This window comes from Micromonospora sp. NPDC047527 (assembly GCF_040643015.1).
In the GTDB taxonomy this organism is placed as follows: Bacteria; Actinomycetota; Actinomycetes; order Mycobacteriales; family Micromonosporaceae; genus Micromonospora.
Genome location: NZ_JBEYTK010000004.1, coordinates 16,275 through 33,654 on the forward strand (window position 1 = coordinate 16,275; position 17,380 = coordinate 33,654).

The following is a 17,380-nucleotide window of genomic DNA, read 5'->3' on the forward strand; positions in this document are numbered from 1 at the left end:
ATGGCGGCCGGAGAACCGGCAGACATAGGAGATAGACGTGATTCAGCAGGAGTCGCGACTGCGCGTCGCCGACAACACGGGTGCTCGGGAGATCCTGTGCATCCGGGTTCTCGGTGGCTCCGGTCGGCGCTACGCGAGCATCGGCGACGTCATCGTGGCCACCGTCAAGGACGCGATCCCGGGTGCCGGTGTCAAGAAGGGCGATGTCGTCAAGGCGGTCATCGTCCGCACCGCCAAGGAGAGGCGGCGGCCGGACGGCTCGTACATCCGCTTCGACGAGAACGCCGCCGTCATCATCAAGGACGGCGGGGACCCGCGCGGTACCCGCATCTTCGGCCCGGTGGGCCGGGAGCTGCGGGACAAGCGGTTCATGAAGATTATTTCCCTCGCGCCGGAGGTGTTGTGACCGTGAAGGTCAAGAAGGGCGACACGGTCGTCGTCATCGCCGGCAAGGACAAGGGTGCCAAGGGCAAGGTCATCGCGGCCTACCCGCGGCAGGACAAGGTCCTGGTCGAGGGCGTGAACCGGGTCAAGAAGCACACCCGCATCAGCACCACCCAGCGTGGCGCCAAGACCGGCGGCATCGTCACCCAGGAGGCCCCGATCCACGTTTCGAACGTGCAGGTCCTGGACTCCGACGGCAAGCCGACGCGCGTCGGTTACCGGATCGACGACAACGGCCAGAAGGTCCGCATCGCGCGTAGCACCGGTAAGGACCTGTGATGACCACGGCTACCGAAAAGACCATGCCGCGCCTCAAGGAGCGGTACCGCAACGAGATCGTGGCCCAGCTGCGTGAGCAGAACAGCTACGGCAACCCCATGCAGGTGCCGCGGCTGGTCAAGATCGTCGTCAACATGGGTGTCGGCGAGGCTGCTCGCGACGCCAAGCTGATCGACGGCGCGGTCCGTGACCTCGCCACGATCACCGGCCAGAAGCCGCAGGTGCGGCGGGCGACCAAGTCCATCGCGCAGTTCAAGCTCCGCGAGGGCATGCCGATCGGCGCGAAGGTCACCCTTCGCGGCGACCGGATGTGGGAGTTCCTGGACCGGCTGCTGTCCATCGCGCTGCCGCGTATCCGCGACTTCCGCGGCCTGGACGGGCGCAAGCTGGACGGGCACGGCAACTACACGTTCGGTCTGACCGAGCAGTCGGTGTTCCACGAGATCGACCAGGACCGGATCGATCGCCAGCGGGGCATGGACATCACGGTGGTCACGACCGCCACGACCGACGACGAGGGCCGGGCGCTGCTCAAGCTCCTGGGCTTCCCGTTCAAGGAGAACTGAGATGGCCAAGAAGGCGCTGATCATCAAGGCGGCCGCGAAGCCGAAGTTCTCGGTTCGCGCGTACACCCGCTGCCAGCGGTGCGGGCGTCCGAAGGCGGTCTACCGCAAGTTCGGGCTGTGCCGGGTCTGCATCCGGGAGATGGCCCACCGCGGTGAGCTGCCGGGTGTGTCCAAGGCTTCCTGGTAAGGGCGACCGCGTCCCGGCTGTCGGCCGGGAACTCCTGCACCGATTAGGTATTGCTCTTCGCCGTAGGCCCGGGGCTGGTGCCCCGGGAACCCCGGCGAGAAAGGCTGACGAAATCCATGACGATGACCGACCCGATCGCAGACATGCTCACGCGTCTGCGTAACGCCAACCAGGCGTACCACGATCAGGTGAAGATGCCCTACTCCAAGATCAAGGCGAACATCGCCGAGGTCTTGAAGGCCGAGGGTTACATCGCCACCTGGTCGGTCGAGGAGCCCGAGGAGGGCGCCGTCGGCAAGCGACTGGTCGTCGAGCTGAAGTACGGCCAGAACCGCGAGCGGAGCCTGGCCGGCATCAAGCGCGTGTCCAAGCCCGGTCTCCGGGTGTACGCCAAGTCGGACGGGCTCCCGCGGGTGCTCGGTGGGCTGGGCGTGGCGATCATTTCGACGTCCCAGGGGCTGCTGACCGACCGGCAGGCCCGCAAGCGGAGTGTTGGCGGGGAAGTCCTCGCCTTCGTCTGGTAACGGGAGACAGGTAGAAATGTCGCGAATTGGACGTAAGTCGATCCCGGTACCAGCCGGCGTCGACATCACGATCGACGGGCAGACCGTCAAGGTCAAGGGCCCCAAGGGCCAGCTCCAGCACACCCTCGCCGAGCCGATCACGATCGAGCGGGCCGAGGATGGGCAGCTGAGCGTCAACCGGCCGAACGACGAGCGCAAGGCCAAGGAGCTCCACGGCCTGAGCCGTACGCTGGTTGCCAACATGATCGTCGGGGTCACCGAGGGCTACCGCAAGAGCCTGGAGATCGCCGGCACCGGTTACCGGGTCACCGCCAAGGGTTCGGACCTTGAGTTCGCGCTCGGGTTCTCGCACCCGGTGGTCGTCCCCGCCCCGGCGGGCATCACCTTCACGGTGGAGCGGCCGACCCTGTTCCACGTGGCTGGCATCGACAAGCAGCAGGTCGGTGAGGTCGCCGCCAACATCCGGAAGATCCGCCCGCCGGAGCCCTACAAGGGCAAGGGCGTGAAGTACCAGGGCGAGGTCATCCGCCGCAAGGCCGGAAAGGCAGGTAAGAAGTGAGCGCCACGCTGCTCAAGCGCCGCCGCGGCGTCGCCGCCAAGCGCGCCGTTGGGCGTGCGCGTCGGCACTTCCGCGTCCGCAAGAACGTCAGCGGTACGGCCGAGCGTCCGCGCCTGGTCGTCACCCGCTCGCTGCGGCACATGGTCGCCCAGATCGTCGACGACACCAAGGGTCACACCCTGGCGTCGGCGTCGACCCTGGACGCCTCGCTGCGCGGTGCCGAGGGCGACAAGAGCGCCCTCGCCGGCAAGGTGGGCGCACTGCTCGCCGAGCGGGCCAAGGCCGCCGGCGTCTCCAAGGTCGTCTTCGACCGCGGTGGCAACCGGTACGCGGGGCGAGTCGCCGCGCTTGCCGACGCCGCCCGCGAAGCCGGGCTCGAGTTCTAACAACCCCGTCACGAGAGATAAGGAAGGCTGCTGATGCCAGGTCAACAGCGCCGTGGCGGCGGGTCCGGTGGCAACGAGGGTGGTCGCCGCGACAACCGCCGTGAGGGCGGCCGCGGAAACGCGCCCGTCGAGAAGACCCCGCACCTTGAGCGGGTCGTCGCGATCAACCGCGTCGCCAAGGTCGTGAAGGGTGGTCGTCGCTTCAGCTTCACCGCCTTGGTGATCGTGGGCGACGGCGACGGCACGGTCGGCGTGGGCTACGGAAAGGCCAAGGAGGTGCCCGCGGCCATCGCCAAGGGTGTCGAGGAGGCCAAGAAGCACTTCTTCAAGGTTCCGCGTATCGGCCAGTCGATCCCGCACCCGGTGACGGGTGAGGACGCCGCTGGCGTGGTGCTGCTCAAGCCGGCCTCGGCCGGTACGGGTGTCATCGCCGGTGGTCCGGTGCGTGCCGTGCTGGAGTGCGCCGGGATCCACGACGTGCTCTCCAAGAGCCTCGGCTCGTCGAACCCGATCAACATCGTGCACGCCACCGTGGCGGCCCTGAAGGGGCTTGAGTCCCCCGAGCAGGTCGCGGCGCGTCGTGGCCTGCCGGTGGAGGACGTCGCGCCGGCCGCCATGCTGGCGTCGCGTGCGGGGGTGGCGCGCTGATGGCACGCCTGAAGGTCACCCAGCTCCGGTCCGGCATCGGGACCAAGCAGAACCAGCGCGACTCGCTGCGTTCGCTCGGTCTCAAGCGGATCAACGACGTGGTGGTCAAGGAAGACCGGCCCGAGATCCGCGGCATGATCTTCACGGTCAACCACCTCGTGAAGGTCGAGGAGGTTGAGTAATGACGATCAAGGTGCACCATCTGCGCCCGGCGCCCGGTTCCAAGACCGCGAAGACCCGTGTGGGTCGCGGTGAGGGTTCCAAGGGCAAGACCGCTGGTCGCGGTACCAAGGGCTCCAAGGCCCGCAAGAACATCTCGGCGGCGTTCGAGGGTGGGCAGATGCCCATCCACATGCGCCTGCCGAAGATGAAGGGCTTCAAGAACAAGTTCAAGGTGGTCTTCCAGGTGGTCAACCTGGACCGGCTCGCCGAGCTGTTCCCGAATGGTGGCCAGGTTGGCCCGCTCGAGCTGGTCGAGGCTGGGGCGGTCCGCAAGGGCCACCCGGTCAAGGTCCTCGGCACCGGGGACCTCGGCGGGGTGGCGCTCCAGGTGTCGGCGCACGCGTTCAGCGCGTCGGCCAAGGAGAAGATCGCCGCTGCCGGTGGCTCCGCCACCGAGCTGTAAGGACGTACGACCCATGGCGCCCGTCCGGTTGTGAGCAACTGGGCGGGCGCCATGGTCTGCCTGGGGCGTATGCGCCCGGTAATATCGGAATCTGTTTATGTAGCCGGGCGCATCTGCCCGGAGGGGGATAGGGCTGTTAGAGTCCCATCCCAGCCATGGATTCCGGGCACTCGCCCGGGATCCACCCCGACCCGCCAGGGATCACCGGCGGCCCGCCTCGCGCAGGAGGAAGAAGTTGCTGTCCGCCTTTCTCAGTGCGTTCCGTACGCCTGACCTGCGCAAGAAGCTGCTGTTCACAGTAGGCATCATCGCGGTCTACCGGATGGGTGCCACGCTGCCCAGTCCGGGCGTCTCGTACGGCAACGTGCAGAAGTGCCTCGACACCCTCCAGGGTGAGACCACGGGTGTGCTGAATCTGCTCAACCTCTTCTCCGGTGGAGCGCTACTCCAGCTCTCGGTCTTCGCGCTGGGCATCATGCCCTACATCACAGCGTCGATCATCCTGCAGCTGCTCACCGTCGTGATCCCGCGCCTGGAGCAGCTCCGCAAGGAGGGCCAGGCCGGCCAGGCGAAGATCACCCAGTACACCCGCTACCTGACTCTTGGTCTCGGTGTGCTGCAGGCCTCGGCGTTCGTGGCCCTGGCCCGTTCCGGCCAGCTCTTCCAGAACCGCTGTGACCAGTTCCCGATCATCCCCACCGGCACCGGCATCCCGGACTGGTTGACCCTGACCATCCTGGTGATGACGATGACCGCCGGCACCGGCATGGTCATGTGGCTCGGTGAGCTCATCACCGACCGCGGCGTCGGCAACGGCATGTCGGTCCTGATCTTCACCTCGATCGCGGCCCGGCTGCCCAGCGAGGGCTGGCAGATCAAGACCAGCAAGGGCTGGGACATGTTCGCCCTGGTCATCGCGCTGGTCCTGGTGGTCATCACCGCGGTTACCTTCATCGAGCAGGCACAGCGCCGGATCCCGGTGCAGTACGCCAAGCGGATGATCGGCCGGCGGATGTACGGCGGCACCTCGACCTACATCCCGCTCAAGGTCAACCAGGCTGGTGTGATCCCGGTCATCTTCGGCTCGTCGCTGCTCTACCTGCCGCAGTTGGCCCTGCAGTTCTTCGACCAGACCGACCCGGGCAAGACCCAGGCGTGGATCCAGAACAACCTGGTCGCACCGGACAGCCCGATCTACATCTCGGTCTACTTCCTGCTGATCATCTTCTTCACGTACTTCTACGTCTCGATCACGTTCAACCCGACCGAGGTCGCGGACAACATGAAGAAGTACGGCGGGTTCGTGCCGGGCATCCGCCCGGGCAAGCCGACCGCCGACTACCTGGACTTCATCCTCAGTCGGATCACCCTGCCGGGCGCGCTCTACCTGGGTGTCATCTCGATCCTGCCGAACTTCTTCTTCATCTGGCTGGACAACCAGCAGTACCAGAACTTCCCGTTCGGCGGCACCGCTGTGCTCATCATGGTCGGCGTCGGTCTGGAGACCGTGAAGCAGATCGAGAGCCAACTCATGCAGCGGAACTACGAAGGGTTCCTGCGGTAGATGAGACTCGTTCTGGTTGGCCCGCCGGGCGCGGGCAAGGGCACACAGGCCGAGTTCATCGCCGCCCACCTCTCGGTGCCGAAGATCTCGACCGGTGACATCTTCCGGTCGAACGTCACCCAGGGCACGCCACTCGGTGTCGAGGCGAAGCGCTACATGGACGCGGGTGAGCTGGTTCCGGACGAGGTCACCATCAACATGGTCCGGGACCGGCTCGCCGAGCCCGACGCCAGCGAGGGTTTCCTGCTCGACGGCTTCCCGCGGACGACTCCGCAGGCCGCTGCCCTGGACAAGCTCCTCGCCGACCTGGGCACCGCGCTGGATCTGGTCCTGGAGCTGGTGGTCGACGACGACGAGGTGATCCGGCGACTGTCCGGCCGGCGTACCTGCCGGGGCTGCGGCAAGATCTGGCACGTCGAGTTCGACGCCACCACCCGGCAGGGCATCTGCGACCGGTGCGGCGCCGAGCTGTTCCAGCGGGACGACGACAAGCCCGAGACCATCGCCACCCGCTTGCGGGAGTACAGCGAGAAGACCGCGCCCCTGGTCGACTACTACGGCGCCCAGGGCAAGCTGGTCGGGATCGACGCCACCGGCCCGGTGGAGGACGTCACCACCCGGGCCATCGATGCCCTGCGGTCGTACGGCGGCTGAGGTCCGGCCGGGCCACGGCGGATAGAGTGCGAACAGCGGGGTACGCGTGACGTGCCCCGCTGTTCGGCAACGAAAGGTAATCGCTCCATGCGTCGTCCCCAGCTGGATATCCAGCTGAAGACCCCTGACCAGATCGAGAAGATGCGGGCCGCCGGGTTGGTGGTCGCCGAGGCCCTGCGTCGCATGCGCGAGGCGGTGGCGCCCGGGGTGAGCACCGCCGATCTGGACGCCATCGCTGAGTCGACGATCCGCGAGGCCGGCGGTGTCCCGTCGTTCAAGGGCTACCACGGTTTCCCGGCGTCGATCTGCTCGTCGGTCAACGAGCAGATCGTGCACGCCATCCCCTCGCCCAAGCAGGTGCTCGCCGACGGCGACCTGATCTCGATCGACTGCGGTGCGGTGCTGGACGGGTGGCATGGCGACTCCGCCATCACCGTCGGCGTCGGCGACGTCGACCCGGCGCTGCTGAAGATGGCCGAGGTCGCCGAGGACGCGATGTGGGCCGGCATCGCCGCCGCCGCGCGGGGTGCGGCCAGCGGCAAGGGGCGCCTCACGGACATCTCGCACGCCGTGGAGACCGCCGTCCGCAAGGGCGGCCGGTACGGCATCGTCGACGGCTACGGCGGACACGGCATCGGCACCGAGATGCACCAGGACCCGCACGTGCTCAACCACGGCCGGCCCGGCAAGGGCCCCCGACTGGTCCCCGGCATGGCGTTGGCGATCGAGCCAATGATCACCATGGCGTCGCCGCGTACGGTCGAACTGGCCGACGGTTGGACGGTCGTCACCCGGGACGGCTCGGCCGCCGCGCACGTCGAGCATTCGATGGCGCTGCTGCCGGACGGCGTCTGGGTGCTCACGGCCTTCGACGGCGGTCGGGCTCGCCTCGGCGACCTGGTGACCGCGCGCGAGCCCGCAGCCTCAACCGCCCTCTGACCGGTTCCGTCGGGTCGACAGGGCCGTGACCGGTTCCGTCGGGTCGACCGGGCCGTGACCGGGTTCCGTCGGGTCGACCGGGCCGTGACCGGGTTCCGTCGGGTCGACCGGGCCGTGACCGGTCCCGTCGCGTCGGCCGGGCCGTGACCGGGTTCCGTCGGGTCGACCGGGCCGTGATGGGTCCCGCCGCGTCGACCGGGCCGTGACGGGTCCCGCCGCGTCGACCGGGCCGTGACCGGTTCCGTCGCGTCGACCGTGCCTCGACCGGTCCCGTCGCGCCGACCGCGCCCTGACCGGTCCCGTCGCGTCGGCGAGCGTGAGTTGATCGACTCCATATCGCCGATCTGGGGGTATCCCGCTCGGCTGATACACCGATATCGGCGACATGGAGTGGATCAAGGGCGTTCGCCGCGAGTGGATCAAGGTGGCGGGGTGGGCCGGACGCGACGGGCGCACGGGTGGCATGCTTGCCGGCATGGACGGGCGCGACGGGATGCGAGCGGCGGACGCGGATCGCGAGGCGGTGGCCGACCGGTTGCGTGTTGCTCTCGGCGAGGGTCGGCTGGACCTGCACGAGTACGACGAGCGTGTGCAGAACGCGTACGCGGCGCGCACGTACGCCGAGCTCGACGCCCTGCTGGCCGACCTGCCCCCGGTGGCGCCTGCGGAGCGTTCGGCGCTGGCGCCGGCCAACCCGTCGGTTAGCCCTCCGGCCGAGCCGCTGAGTGGGGTGGTGGACGGCCAGCCCGTGCCGTCGGCGAGTGGTGTCACCGCTCGGTGGCTGGCTGAGGTGTGGCTGCCGTATCTGCAGGCGATCGGCATCGTGGTGGCTGTTTGGGCGGTGACGTCGCTGCTCAGCGGGGAGTTGCTCTACTTCTGGCCGGCCTGGGTGGCCGGGCCGTGGGGTGCGGTGCTGGTGGTTCGCACGATCACCGGGTTGGCCGGGGGAGAGCCTCGACGCCGGGCGATTGAGCGGGAGCGCCGGCGTCAGCGCAAGCGGGCGAAGCGGGAGCGCCGGCGCGAGCTGCGCGCCAGCGAACGGGGCGAACCGGATGAACGGGATGAACCACGACCGGCAGGCTGACCCGTCGCTAGGCCGCCTGTCTCCCGCCATCGCCGCCTAGCCTCCGTCACCGCCGCCCGCCCCCCGGCCCTCGGCCCCCGGCCCTCGGCCCTCGGCCCTCGGCCTCCGGCCCCCGACCCCCGACCCCCGGACTCCCGCCGCCCCGTCACCCGCCGCCTGACTCCCGTCATCGCCGGTCCGCACCCGGTGCGCTGGTCGAGCAATGCGGACCCGCCAGCGGTGGTCTCGCGAAGATCATCGGGTGCCTGCGCGGCGGGCCTGCGGCCGACACGGTGGTCGGGTGCCCGGCCGGTTTGGCGACGGCGTGCAGGCCGGCGTACACTTTCTGTTCGGCGCACAGCGTCCACTCCGGCATGCCCACCCTGCGCTTCGGTGGGAGCTGGAGCCGCGGCTGGCGCGGGCTTCTGATCTTGGTCAGTTCCCGTGTAAGGCGTTGTGGGCCGCCCGGAGCAATCGACGTCAGGACAGCGGAGGACATGCCGAAAAAAGACGGAGCCATCGAGATCGAGGGTCGAGTCATCGAGCCCCTGCCGAACGCCATGTTCCGCGTGGAGCTCGCGAACGGCCACAAGGTGCTGGCTCACATCAGCGGCAAGATGCGGCAGCACTACATCCGCATCCTGCCGGAGGACCGGGTCGTCGTCGAACTCTCGCCGTACGACCTGACCCGCGGGCGCATCGTCTACCGCTACAAGTAGTCCTGACGGCGGCCGGGAAGTCCCGTGTCCGTCTTCGACGTCTGGTGTCGTGCAACGCGCGTCCCCGGGCCAGATGGGAAGTAAGGCAACCGTGAAGGTCAAGCCGAGCGTCAAGAGGATCTGCCAGAAGTGCCGGGTTATCCGCCGGCACGGCCGGGTCATGGTCATCTGCAGCGACCCGCGCCACAAGCAGCGCCAGGGCTGATCTCAGCCCGTCCGGCCGGACACGGTCGGGTGGCGTTGGTTCGGGCAGATCCTTAGCGACACACACAACACACATGCTCGTCCCAGCCGCGAGCGGTACGTGAAGACGTACTCCTGCGTGGCTGACCCCCGGTCGGAGGCCGGGGCCCGCTCGGGCAGCGACCGATCCCGGTCGCCGGCGCTGACAGCGTCGGAAAGACGGGACGGCCGGTAGCGGGATGGGACGGGTCCACACCTCCGCCACACATCACGAGGAGTACGCCCGCACATGGCACGTCTAGTCGGCGTGGATCTCCCCCGCGAGAAGCGGATGGAGATCGCGCTCACCTACATCTTCGGGGTCGGTCGCACCCGCGCCCTGGAGACACTCGCCGCTACCGGCATCTCGCCGGACAAGCGCGCTCGGGACCTCACGGACGAGGAGCTCGTGCAGCTCCGCGACCACATCGAGGGCAACTACAAGGTTGAAGGCGACCTGCGCCGCGAGGTCGCCGCTGACATCCGCCGCAAGGTCGAGATCGGCTGCTACGCCGGCATCCGGCACCGCCGGGGCCTGCCCGTGCGTGGCCAGCGGACCAAGACCAACGCACGGACCCGCAAGGGCCCGAAGCGGACCGTCGCCGGCAAGAAGAAGCCCGGCAAGAAGTAGTTCTTAACCGGATGACGGGGTCGGCCGCCGCCGAGGTGGGCCAGGCCGCAACCCAGTCCGGAAAGTCAACTAGGAGCGCACAGACTTATGCCACCGAAGGCTCGTGCCGGAGCCGCTGTAAAGAAGGTCCGGCGCAAGGAACGCAAGAACGTCGCCCACGGGCAGGCGCACATCAAGAGCACGTTCAACAACACCATCGTGTCCATCACGGACCCGACCGGTGCGGTCATCTCCTGGGCCTCCGCTGGCCAGGTGGGCTTCAAGGGCTCCCGCAAGTCGACTCCGTTCGCCGCGCAGCTGGCCGCCGAGGCCGCCGCGCGTCGCGCCATGGAGCACGGCATGCGCAAGGTCGACGTGTTTGTCAAGGGCCCCGGCTCCGGCCGGGAGACCGCGATCCGTTCGCTGCAGGCCGTCGGGCTGGAGGTCGGCCAGATCGCCGACGTCACCCCGCAGCCGCACAACGGATGCCGTCCGCCTAAGCGTCGTCGGGTCTGAGAGGTAGAGAGAGATGGCTCGTTACACCGGTGCTGACTGCCGCCGTTGCCGGCGGGAGAAGATGAAGCTGTTCCTCAAGGGCAGCAAGTGCGATGGTCCGAAGTGCCCGTTCGAGTCCCGGCCGTTCCCGCCCGGGCAGCACGGCCGCGGCCGCACCAAGGAGACGGAGTACCTGCTCCAGCTCCGCGAGAAGCAGAAGGCCCGCCGTGTCTACGGCGTGCTGGAGAAGCAGTTCCGCGGTTACTACGAGGAAGCCGTTGGCAAGCAGGCCAAGACCGGTGAGGTCCTCCTGCAGATCCTCGAGTCGCGGCTGGACAACGTCGTTTACCGGGCCGGCTACGCCCACTCGCGGGACATGGCCCGCCAGCTGGTCAAGCACGGTCACTTCACGGTGAACGGCAAGAAGGTCGACATCCCGTCGTACCGCGTCAAGGAGCACGACATCATCGAGGTTCGGGCCAAGAGCAAGGAGCTCACCCCGTTCATCGTCGCGCAGGCTCAGGCCGGCTCGAAGACGGTTCCTGCATGGCTTGAGGCCATCCCGAGCCAGATGAAGGTGCTCGTGCACTCCCTCCCGGCCCGGCAGGTCATTGACACGCAGGTCCAGGAGCAGCTGATCGTCGAGCTCTACTCCAAGTAGTTGCTCGTTGCGGTGGCCCGTCCTTCGGGGCGGGCCACCGGAACAGTTTGTGTCGTGGGCGTCAAATAGCGGGCGTCCCGGAAGAGAAGAGACAACATGCTCATCAGCCAGCGACCCTCCCTCTCCGAGGAGTCGATCAACGAGACCCGGTCGCGGTTCGCCATCGAGCCGCTCGAGCCGGGCTTCGGCTACACCCTGGGCAACTCGCTGCGGCGCACCCTGCTGTCGTCGATCCCGGGTGCGGCGGTCACCTCGATCAAGATCGACGGTGTGCTGCACGAGTTCACCACGATCCCCGGTGTCAAGGAGGACGTGGTCGAGCTCGTCATGAACATCAAGGAGCTGTGCGTCAGCTCCGAGCACGACGAGCCGGTCAGCATGTACCTGCGTAAGCAGGGCCCGGGCGACGTGACGGCGGGCGACATCCAGCCGCCGGCCGGCGTTTCGGTGCACAACCCGGACCTGAAGCTCGCCACCCTGAACGGCAAGGGCCGGCTCGACATGGAGCTGACCGTCGAGCGGGGCCGGGGCTACGTGACGGCGGCGCAGAACAAGCAGTCCGGCGCCGAGATCGGCCGGATCCCGGTCGACTCGATCTACTCGCCCGTGCTGAAGGTGACCTACCGCGTCGAGGCGACCCGTGTCGAGCAGCGGACCGACTTCGACCGTCTGATCATCGACGTCGAGACCAAGCCGTCGATGGGTCCGCGTACCGCACTGGCCTCAGCCGGTTCGACGCTGGTGGAGCTGTTCGGGCTGGCCCGGGAGCTGGACGAGACCGCCGAGGGCATCGACATCGGGCCGTCCCCGCAGGACGCTCAGCTGGCGGCGGACCTCGCTCTGCCGATCGAGGAGCTGGACCTCACCGTCCGTTCCTACAACTGCCTCAAGCGCGAGGGCATCAACTCCGTTGGTGAGCTCATCGGGCGTACCGAGGCCGACCTCCTCGACATCCGCAACTTCGGTCAGAAGTCGATCGACGAGGTCAAGATGAAGCTCGCCGGGATGGGTCTGGGGCTGAAGGACTCGGCTCCGAACTTCGACCCGGCGCACGTCGTGGACACCTTCGGCGAGGCCGACTACGACACCGACGACTACCGCGAGACCGAGCAGCTCTAGTCCGCGCTGCCGCCACAACTGAGGAGCACCAAAAATGCCCACGCCCACCAAGGGCCCCCGCCTCGGCGGCAGCCCCTCGCACGAGCGGCTGATGCTGGCGAACCTGGCCACCGCGCTGTTCCAGCACGGCAAGATCCAGACCACCGAGACGAAGGCCCGGCGGCTGCGTCCGCTGGCCGAGCAGCTCATCACCAAGGCCAAGCGCGGTGACCTCGCCTCGCGGCGGCGGGTGCTGGGTGTCGTCAAGGACAAGGACGTGGTCTACGCCCTGTTCGACCAGATCGCGCCCCGGTACTCCAACCGCCCCGGCGGTTACACCCGGATCGTGAAGACCGGTCCCCGCAAGGGTGACAACGCGCCGATGGCGATCATCGAGCTGGTCGAGGAGCTTCAGGTCGCCGAGCCCAAGGTGAACAAGAAGACCGCCTCCCGCAAGGCCGCGCAGCAGGACAAGGTCGAGGCGCTCGCCCCGGCTGACGAGGCCCCGCAGTCGGCCCCGGCCGACCAGGACTCCGAGGCGCCGGTGTCGGCGTCCGGTGACACCGCCGCCGCCCGCGAGGACAGCGACGAGGCCACCGAGAACAAGGCCTGATCAAGGGCAACGTCGGGCCCGGCACCCCCATCGGGGTGCCGGGCCCGACCCATGACAGGAGGTACGAGGTGGACGAGCGGATCCGGCTGCGGCTGGACGTCTCGTACGACGGCGCCGATTTCTCCGGCTGGGCCGCCCAGCCGACCCGGCGCACCGTCGCCGGGGTGCTCGTCGAGACCCTGGACCTGGTCCTCGGTGCCGGCACGGTCACCGGGCTGACCGTGGCGGGACGGACCGACGCCGGCGTACACGCCACCGGTCAGGTCTGTCACCTGGACCTCCCCGTCGACGTGTGGCGCCAGCACGAGGGACGGCTGCTGCGCCGGCTGGCCCGGCTGCTCCCCACCGACGTGCGGGTACGGGCGATGACCGAGGTGCCGGCCGACTTCGACGCCCGGTTCTCGGCCACCTTCCGGCGCTACGAGTACCGGGTCACCGACGCCGTGTTCGGGGCCGAGCCGCTGCGCCGGCACGAGGTGCTGGCCTGGCCGAAGCCGCTGGATCTGGCCGCGCTGAACGCCGCGGCGGCCGGCCTGGTGGGGGAGCACGACTTCGCCGCGTACTGCCGGCGTAAGGAGCACGCGACGACGCTGCGCGAGGTGACCCGGCTGGACTGGCGTCGCGACCCGGACGGCATCCTGGTCGCCACCGTGCAGGCGGACGCGTTCTGTCAGGCCATGGTGCGCAGCCTGGTGGGGGCGATGCTGGTGGCCGGCGACGGCCGCCGCCCGGTCGAGTGGCCGGGCAGCCTGCTCACCCGCCAGGAACGGTCCAGTGAGGTGACGGTGGCCCCGGCGCACGGGCTGACCCTGGTCGAGGTCGGTTATCCGGCCGACCCGGCCGAGTACGCCCGCCGGGCCGATCTCACCCGCCGCCTGCGCGTCCCGGTCGAGGACGCAGCGCCAGTCGAGGGCTGATCGCCCGGTCGAGGGCGCAGCGCCGGTCGGAGGGCTGATCGCCCGGGCGCGTACGACGACGGGTGTGCCCCCGGTCGGCGGCACACCCGTCAACGGGGTTGCGGGGGTCAGTCGCCCGGCAACTCGTCGTTGCTGCCGCTCTGGGTCCCGCTGCGTTCGGTCGGCCCAGCCGTCGGCTGTGTGGCCATGGCGGTGTCGGCCCGGCGTTGCAGGACGCCCCGGCTGAGGTGCACCTCGATCATGTCGAACAGGATCTCCCGGATCTTGGCGTCGCCGGACTTCACCGCGGCCCCGTCCGCGCGGACCACCAGCGCGTACGCCAGGTAGTGGCCGCGGACCTGCCAGCCGACCCGCGCCGGTGCGCGGGTCAGCACGTCGGTGCCGTCGTCCTCGCCGGCGGTCAGACCCCGGAAGCGGCCCTGCCGTTCGTCGAGCAGTTGCCGGAGCCGGTCCCGGGTCCGTTCCGCGCTCGCCTTGTCGGTGAGGTTGAACAGGCCGGTGGTGACCAGGTGGTCGCCGCCCGGGGCCCGCAGCGTGGCCCGTACGACCTGGTTGCAGCCGAGCAGGACCAGCAGGTCGGCCACCTCGCCGGTGGCGGCGACGGCGCAACTGCCGCTGGAGTGCGTCTTGAGCACCTGGTAGGCGGGCTGGCCGTCGGCGGTCCGCAGTTCCTTGCCGGGGAAGAGTTCCTTGGCGGTGAGCGGGGACGGGTCGGTGTCCCGGGAGTCGAGGTCCTGCCGTTCCGCGGTGGCGGACGGGGCGGCGGCGTTCGGCTGGAGTGTCGGGGTGGTCTGCGGCACCTGGTTGCGGTCCGCCAGCAGAGCGGCGGCGCCCAGGCCGCAGAGGGCGAGCAGGACCAGGACTGCCGCGCCGCCGATCACTGCCTGCCAGAGCCGTCCACCGCCGCGCTGGGTCGGCGGCTCGACCGGGTGCGCAGAGGTGTAGACCTGATCGAGTGGGGTCGGTGCCGGGGTGGCGGCAGGTGCGACCGGTGGCGGTTGGGCCGAGGGCAGCATCAACTGGTTCGCCCGAGGGAGCGACGGGGCGGGGAAGCGCGACGGAGAAGGCCCGGCGGGCGGAGGCGGCCCGGCACCGCGCACGGGCAGGTCGGACCCGGGCTCCGGGTACTCCTCGAATGCGTCCTCATCGGACTCGTACCGATACACCATGTCGCCCAGAGTAGGAGTCATTGTCCCTTTAGGGGGTAATAATACAGAAATGCGCGCGTGGCCCGTGTCGTGAGCCTGCTCGCGCCGGTGCGAGAATTGCCGACGTGACCGGCGACCACTACTTCACCGCTCAGCCCGCCAGCGACGCCCCGGCGCGCGAGGTCGAGTTCACCGTCGCCGACCGCGACTACCGGCTCGTCTCGGCCGGCGGGGTGTTCTCCGCCAGCCGCCTCGACCCCGGCACCGCCGTACTCCTGCGCAAGGCCGACCTGCCCGCCGCCGACACCACCGGCGACCTGCTCGACCTCGGCTGCGGATTCGGGCCGATCGCCTGCGTGCTGGCCGACCTGGCACAGGCGAGCACCGTCTGGGCGGTCGACGTCAACGCCCGCGCCCGCGAATTGACCGAAGCCAACGCGGCCCGGGTGAACGCCGCCGACCGGATTCTGGTCCGCGCGCCGGACGATGTGCCGGAGGACCTACGGTTCGCCCAGCTCTGGTCCAACCCACCCATCCGGATCGGCAAGGACGAACTCCACGAGCTGTTGCGGCGCTGGCTTCCCCGGCTCGCCCCGGACGGCGTCGGCTGGCTGGTGGTCGCCCGCCACCTCGGCGGCGACTCGCTGCACCGGTGGCTCACCGACCAGGGTTGGCAGGTCGAGCGGTACGCCAGCCAGAAGGGCTTCCGGGTGCTGCGGGTCACCCGGTAATTGGATGTCCCCCCGGCCCGTGCTGGGGCAGGATCCCGGCGTGGGATACGTGGACGTGGCAGCGGTCGGGCACATCCTGCCCGACGGTCGGGAACTCTTCGCCGACGTGTCGTTCCGGGTCGGGGAGGGCAGCAAGGTCGCCCTGGTCGGGCCGAACGGCGCGGGGAAGACGACGCTGCTGAGGATGGTCGCCGGTGACCTGCCGGTGCGTACCGGCGCCGTCGCGCGGGCCGGTGGCCTGGGCGTGATGCGCCAGTTCATCGGCATGATCGGTGACGAGACGACGCTCGCCGACCTGGCCCTGTCGCTAGCGCCACCGCCGCTGCGCGAGGCCGGCCGCCGGCTCGGCGAGACCGAGGCGGCCATGCGGGCGGCCGAGGTTCGCGGCAAGTTCAGCAACGCGGCCGGCAAGGCGCAGTTGGCGTACGCCGACGCGCTGGGCGCCTGGGGCGAGGCCGGCGGGTACGACGCCGAGGTGCTCTTCGACACCGTCGCCACCACCGTGCTCGACAAGCCCTGGGACGCCGTCCGGGAGCGACCGGTGCGCACCCTCTCCGGCGGGCAGCAGAAGCGCTTCGCGCTGGAGTTGCTGCTTCGCGGCCCGGACGAGGTGCTGCTGCTCGACGAGCCGGACAACTTCCTCGACGTGCCCGGGAAACGCTGGCTGGAGGCGCGGCTGCGCGAGTCCACCAAGTCGGTGCTCTACGTCTCGCACGACCGCGAGCTGCTGGCCCAGACCGCCAACCGGGTGGTCGCCGTGGAGGGCGGCAGCGCCTGGGTGCACCCGGGTGGCTTCGCCAGTTGGCACGAGGCACGGATGGCTCGACACGCCCGCCTCGACGAGCTGCGTCGGCGCTGGGACGAGGAGCACCAGAAGCTGCGTGAGCTGATGCTGATGTACAAGCAGAAGGCGGCGTACAACGACGGGTTGGCCTCGCGCTACCAGGCCGCGCAGACCCGGTTGCGCAAGTTCGAGGAGGCCGGGCCGCCGCCCGTACCCCCGAAGGACCAGGACATCCGGATGCGGCTGACCGGCGGGCGGACCGGCAAGCGCGCGGTCGTCTGCGAGCAACTGGAGCTGGACGGCCTGACATTCCCCTTCGACCTGGAGATCTGGTACGGCGACCGGGTGGCGGTGCTCGGTGCCAACGGCACCGGCAAGTCGCACTTCCTGCGGCTGCTGGCCCGGGGCGGCACCGACCCCGACCCGGCGAACGGGCCGGTCGACGGCGCGGGCGCGCTCGCCCCGGTGGCGCACGCCGGCACGGCCCGGCTCGGTGCCCGGGTCCGTCCCGGGCACTTCTCCCAGACGCACGACCGGCCGGAGTTGATGGCGAAGACGCTTGTCGAGATCCTCTGGCGCGGCGACGAGCACCGCACCGGGATGGACCGGCACGCGGCGATGGGCGTGCTCAGCCGGTACGAGCTGGCCGGGCAGGGTGACCAGCGGTTCGGCACCCTCTCCGGCGGGCAGCAGGCGCGGTTCCTGGTGCTGTTGCTGGAGCTGTCGGGGGCGACCCTGCTGCTGCTCGACGAACCCACCGACAACCTCGACCTGGCCAGCGCGGAGGCCCTCGAAGCGGGCCTGAACGCGTTCGAGGGGACGGTGGTGGCGGTCACCCACGACCGCTGGTTCACCCGATCCTTCGACCGGTTCGTGCTGTTCCGGGGCGACAGCGAGGTGGTGGAGACCCCGGAACCGGTCTGGGACGTGGGCTGACCGGGTCC

Annotated in this window: 25 protein-coding genes; 24 read left to right on the forward strand and 1 reads right to left on the reverse strand. The window is 69.4% G+C overall.

Going from position 1 to position 17,380, the window contains the following annotated elements; all coding sequences use genetic code 11:
- The first annotated feature begins 37 nt into the window (after positions 1 to 37).
- From rplN to truA, 22 genes are all read left to right on the forward strand, one after another.
- Positions 38 to 406 (forward strand): 50S ribosomal protein L14, encoded by a 369-nt coding sequence (rplN, locus tag ABZ808_RS16790; protein ID WP_023358185.1) that lies wholly within the window; start codon positions 38 to 40, stop codon positions 404 to 406.
- Entirely contained in the window at positions 403 to 723 is a 321-nt protein-coding gene (rplX, locus tag ABZ808_RS16795) for a 50S ribosomal protein L24 (protein ID WP_007465276.1), read from the forward strand. The genes rplN and rplX overlap by 4 nt, the downstream gene beginning before the upstream one ends.
- Complete coding sequence (rplE, locus tag ABZ808_RS16800) at positions 723 to 1,289, forward strand: 50S ribosomal protein L5 (protein WP_355050758.1); 567 nt, start codon at positions 723 to 725, stop codon at positions 1,287 to 1,289. Before rplX ends, rplE begins: the two co-directional genes overlap by 1 nt.
- Before the next feature lies 1 nt (position 1,290).
- Positions 1,291 to 1,476: a type Z 30S ribosomal protein S14 gene (locus ABZ808_RS16805; protein ID WP_007465272.1), complete on the forward strand. Its 186-nt coding sequence runs from the start codon at positions 1,291 to 1,293 to the stop codon at positions 1,474 to 1,476.
- A 116-nt stretch (positions 1,477 to 1,592) separates the two neighbouring features.
- Complete coding sequence (gene rpsH / locus ABZ808_RS16810) at positions 1,593 to 2,000, forward strand: 30S ribosomal protein S8 (RefSeq protein ID WP_007465270.1); 408 nt, start codon at positions 1,593 to 1,595, stop codon at positions 1,998 to 2,000.
- A gap of 16 nt (positions 2,001 to 2,016) precedes the next feature.
- Positions 2,017 to 2,559, forward strand: coding sequence for a 50S ribosomal protein L6 (gene rplF, locus ABZ808_RS16815; RefSeq protein ID WP_124860508.1), 543 nt, complete (start codon positions 2,017 to 2,019; stop codon positions 2,557 to 2,559).
- Positions 2,556 to 2,945: a 50S ribosomal protein L18 gene (gene rplR / locus ABZ808_RS16820; protein ID WP_030329901.1), complete on the forward strand. Its 390-nt coding sequence runs from the start codon at positions 2,556 to 2,558 to the stop codon at positions 2,943 to 2,945. The genes rplF and rplR overlap by 4 nt, the downstream gene beginning before the upstream one ends.
- A 33-nt stretch (positions 2,946 to 2,978) precedes the next feature.
- Positions 2,979 to 3,593 carry a 30S ribosomal protein S5 gene (rpsE, locus tag ABZ808_RS16825; protein ID WP_007465263.1) on the forward strand — a complete coding sequence of 205 codons (615 nt, stop codon included), beginning with the start codon at positions 2,979 to 2,981 and terminating at the stop codon, positions 3,591 to 3,593.
- Positions 3,593 to 3,775, forward strand: a complete 183-nt coding sequence (gene rpmD, locus ABZ808_RS16830) for a 50S ribosomal protein L30 (protein WP_030329904.1) — start codon at positions 3,593 to 3,595, stop codon at positions 3,773 to 3,775. The genes rpsE and rpmD overlap by 1 nt, the downstream gene beginning before the upstream one ends.
- Complete coding sequence (gene rplO / locus ABZ808_RS16835) at positions 3,775 to 4,218, forward strand: 50S ribosomal protein L15 (RefSeq protein ID WP_053653930.1); 444 nt, start codon at positions 3,775 to 3,777, stop codon at positions 4,216 to 4,218. The genes rpmD and rplO overlap by 1 nt, the downstream gene beginning before the upstream one ends.
- A gap of 235 nt (positions 4,219 to 4,453) precedes the next feature.
- Entirely contained in the window at positions 4,454 to 5,782 is a 1,329-nt protein-coding gene (gene secY, locus ABZ808_RS16840; RefSeq protein WP_357006886.1) for a preprotein translocase subunit SecY, read from the forward strand.
- On the forward strand, positions 5,783 to 6,436 hold the full coding sequence (locus tag ABZ808_RS16845) for an adenylate kinase (protein ID WP_357006888.1): 654 nt from the start codon (positions 5,783 to 5,785) through the stop codon (positions 6,434 to 6,436). It abuts the gene before it with no gap.
- Positions 6,437 to 6,523: 87 nt separating this feature from the next.
- Entirely contained in the window at positions 6,524 to 7,375 is an 852-nt protein-coding gene (map, locus tag ABZ808_RS16850; protein WP_357006891.1) for a type I methionyl aminopeptidase, read from the forward strand.
- A 475-nt stretch (positions 7,376 to 7,850) separates the two neighbouring features.
- Positions 7,851 to 8,459 (forward strand): DUF1707 domain-containing protein, encoded by a 609-nt coding sequence (locus tag ABZ808_RS16855; RefSeq protein WP_357008167.1) that lies wholly within the window; start codon positions 7,851 to 7,853, stop codon positions 8,457 to 8,459.
- 476 nt (positions 8,460 to 8,935) lie between these two features.
- Complete coding sequence (infA, locus tag ABZ808_RS16860; protein WP_007073013.1) at positions 8,936 to 9,157, forward strand: translation initiation factor IF-1; 222 nt, start codon at positions 8,936 to 8,938, stop codon at positions 9,155 to 9,157.
- A gap of 91 nt (positions 9,158 to 9,248) precedes the next feature.
- Entirely contained in the window at positions 9,249 to 9,362 is a 114-nt protein-coding gene (gene rpmJ, locus ABZ808_RS16865; RefSeq protein ID WP_088952025.1) for a 50S ribosomal protein L36, read from the forward strand.
- Positions 9,363 to 9,629: 267 nt separating this feature from the next.
- Positions 9,630 to 10,010, forward strand: coding sequence for a 30S ribosomal protein S13 (gene rpsM / locus ABZ808_RS16870; protein ID WP_007465236.1), 381 nt, complete (start codon positions 9,630 to 9,632; stop codon positions 10,008 to 10,010).
- 87 nt (positions 10,011 to 10,097) lie between these two features.
- On the forward strand, positions 10,098 to 10,505 hold the full coding sequence (gene rpsK / locus ABZ808_RS16875) for a 30S ribosomal protein S11 (protein ID WP_030329919.1): 408 nt from the start codon (positions 10,098 to 10,100) through the stop codon (positions 10,503 to 10,505).
- Positions 10,506 to 10,518: 13 nt separating this feature from the next.
- A complete protein-coding gene (gene rpsD / locus ABZ808_RS16880; protein ID WP_357006894.1) occupies positions 10,519 to 11,145 on the forward strand; it encodes a 30S ribosomal protein S4 in 627 nt (208 codons plus the stop codon).
- 96 nt (positions 11,146 to 11,241) lie between these two features.
- On the forward strand, positions 11,242 to 12,264 hold the full coding sequence (locus ABZ808_RS16885; RefSeq protein WP_007465227.1) for a DNA-directed RNA polymerase subunit alpha: 1,023 nt from the start codon (positions 11,242 to 11,244) through the stop codon (positions 12,262 to 12,264).
- Positions 12,265 to 12,298: 34 nt separating this feature from the next.
- A complete protein-coding gene (gene rplQ / locus ABZ808_RS16890; protein ID WP_357006897.1) occupies positions 12,299 to 12,856 on the forward strand; it encodes a 50S ribosomal protein L17 in 558 nt (185 codons plus the stop codon).
- 68 nt (positions 12,857 to 12,924) lie between these two features.
- On the forward strand, positions 12,925 to 13,773 hold the full coding sequence (truA, locus tag ABZ808_RS16895; RefSeq protein ID WP_357006899.1) for a tRNA pseudouridine(38-40) synthase TruA: 849 nt from the start codon (positions 12,925 to 12,927) through the stop codon (positions 13,771 to 13,773).
- A 107-nt stretch (positions 13,774 to 13,880) separates the two neighbouring features.
- On the opposite strand, the gene ABZ808_RS16900 is transcribed toward truA, so the two are convergent.
- Complete coding sequence (locus ABZ808_RS16900; protein WP_357006902.1) at positions 13,881 to 14,942, reverse strand: hypothetical protein; 1,062 nt, start codon at positions 14,940 to 14,942, stop codon at positions 13,881 to 13,883.
- A 104-nt stretch (positions 14,943 to 15,046) separates the two neighbouring features.
- Here ABZ808_RS16900 and ABZ808_RS16905 point away from each other — a divergent pair, with 104 nt between their 5' ends.
- Positions 15,047 to 15,652, forward strand: coding sequence for a methyltransferase (locus ABZ808_RS16905; protein ID WP_357006905.1), 606 nt, complete (start codon positions 15,047 to 15,049; stop codon positions 15,650 to 15,652).
- A 40-nt stretch (positions 15,653 to 15,692) separates the two neighbouring features.
- The gene (locus ABZ808_RS16910) at positions 15,693 to 17,372 is read left to right on the forward strand and encodes an ATP-binding cassette domain-containing protein (protein ID WP_357006908.1); all 1,680 of its coding nucleotides are present in this window, start codon (positions 15,693 to 15,695) and stop codon (positions 17,370 to 17,372) included.
- The last annotated feature ends 8 nt before the right edge of the window (positions 17,373 to 17,380 follow it).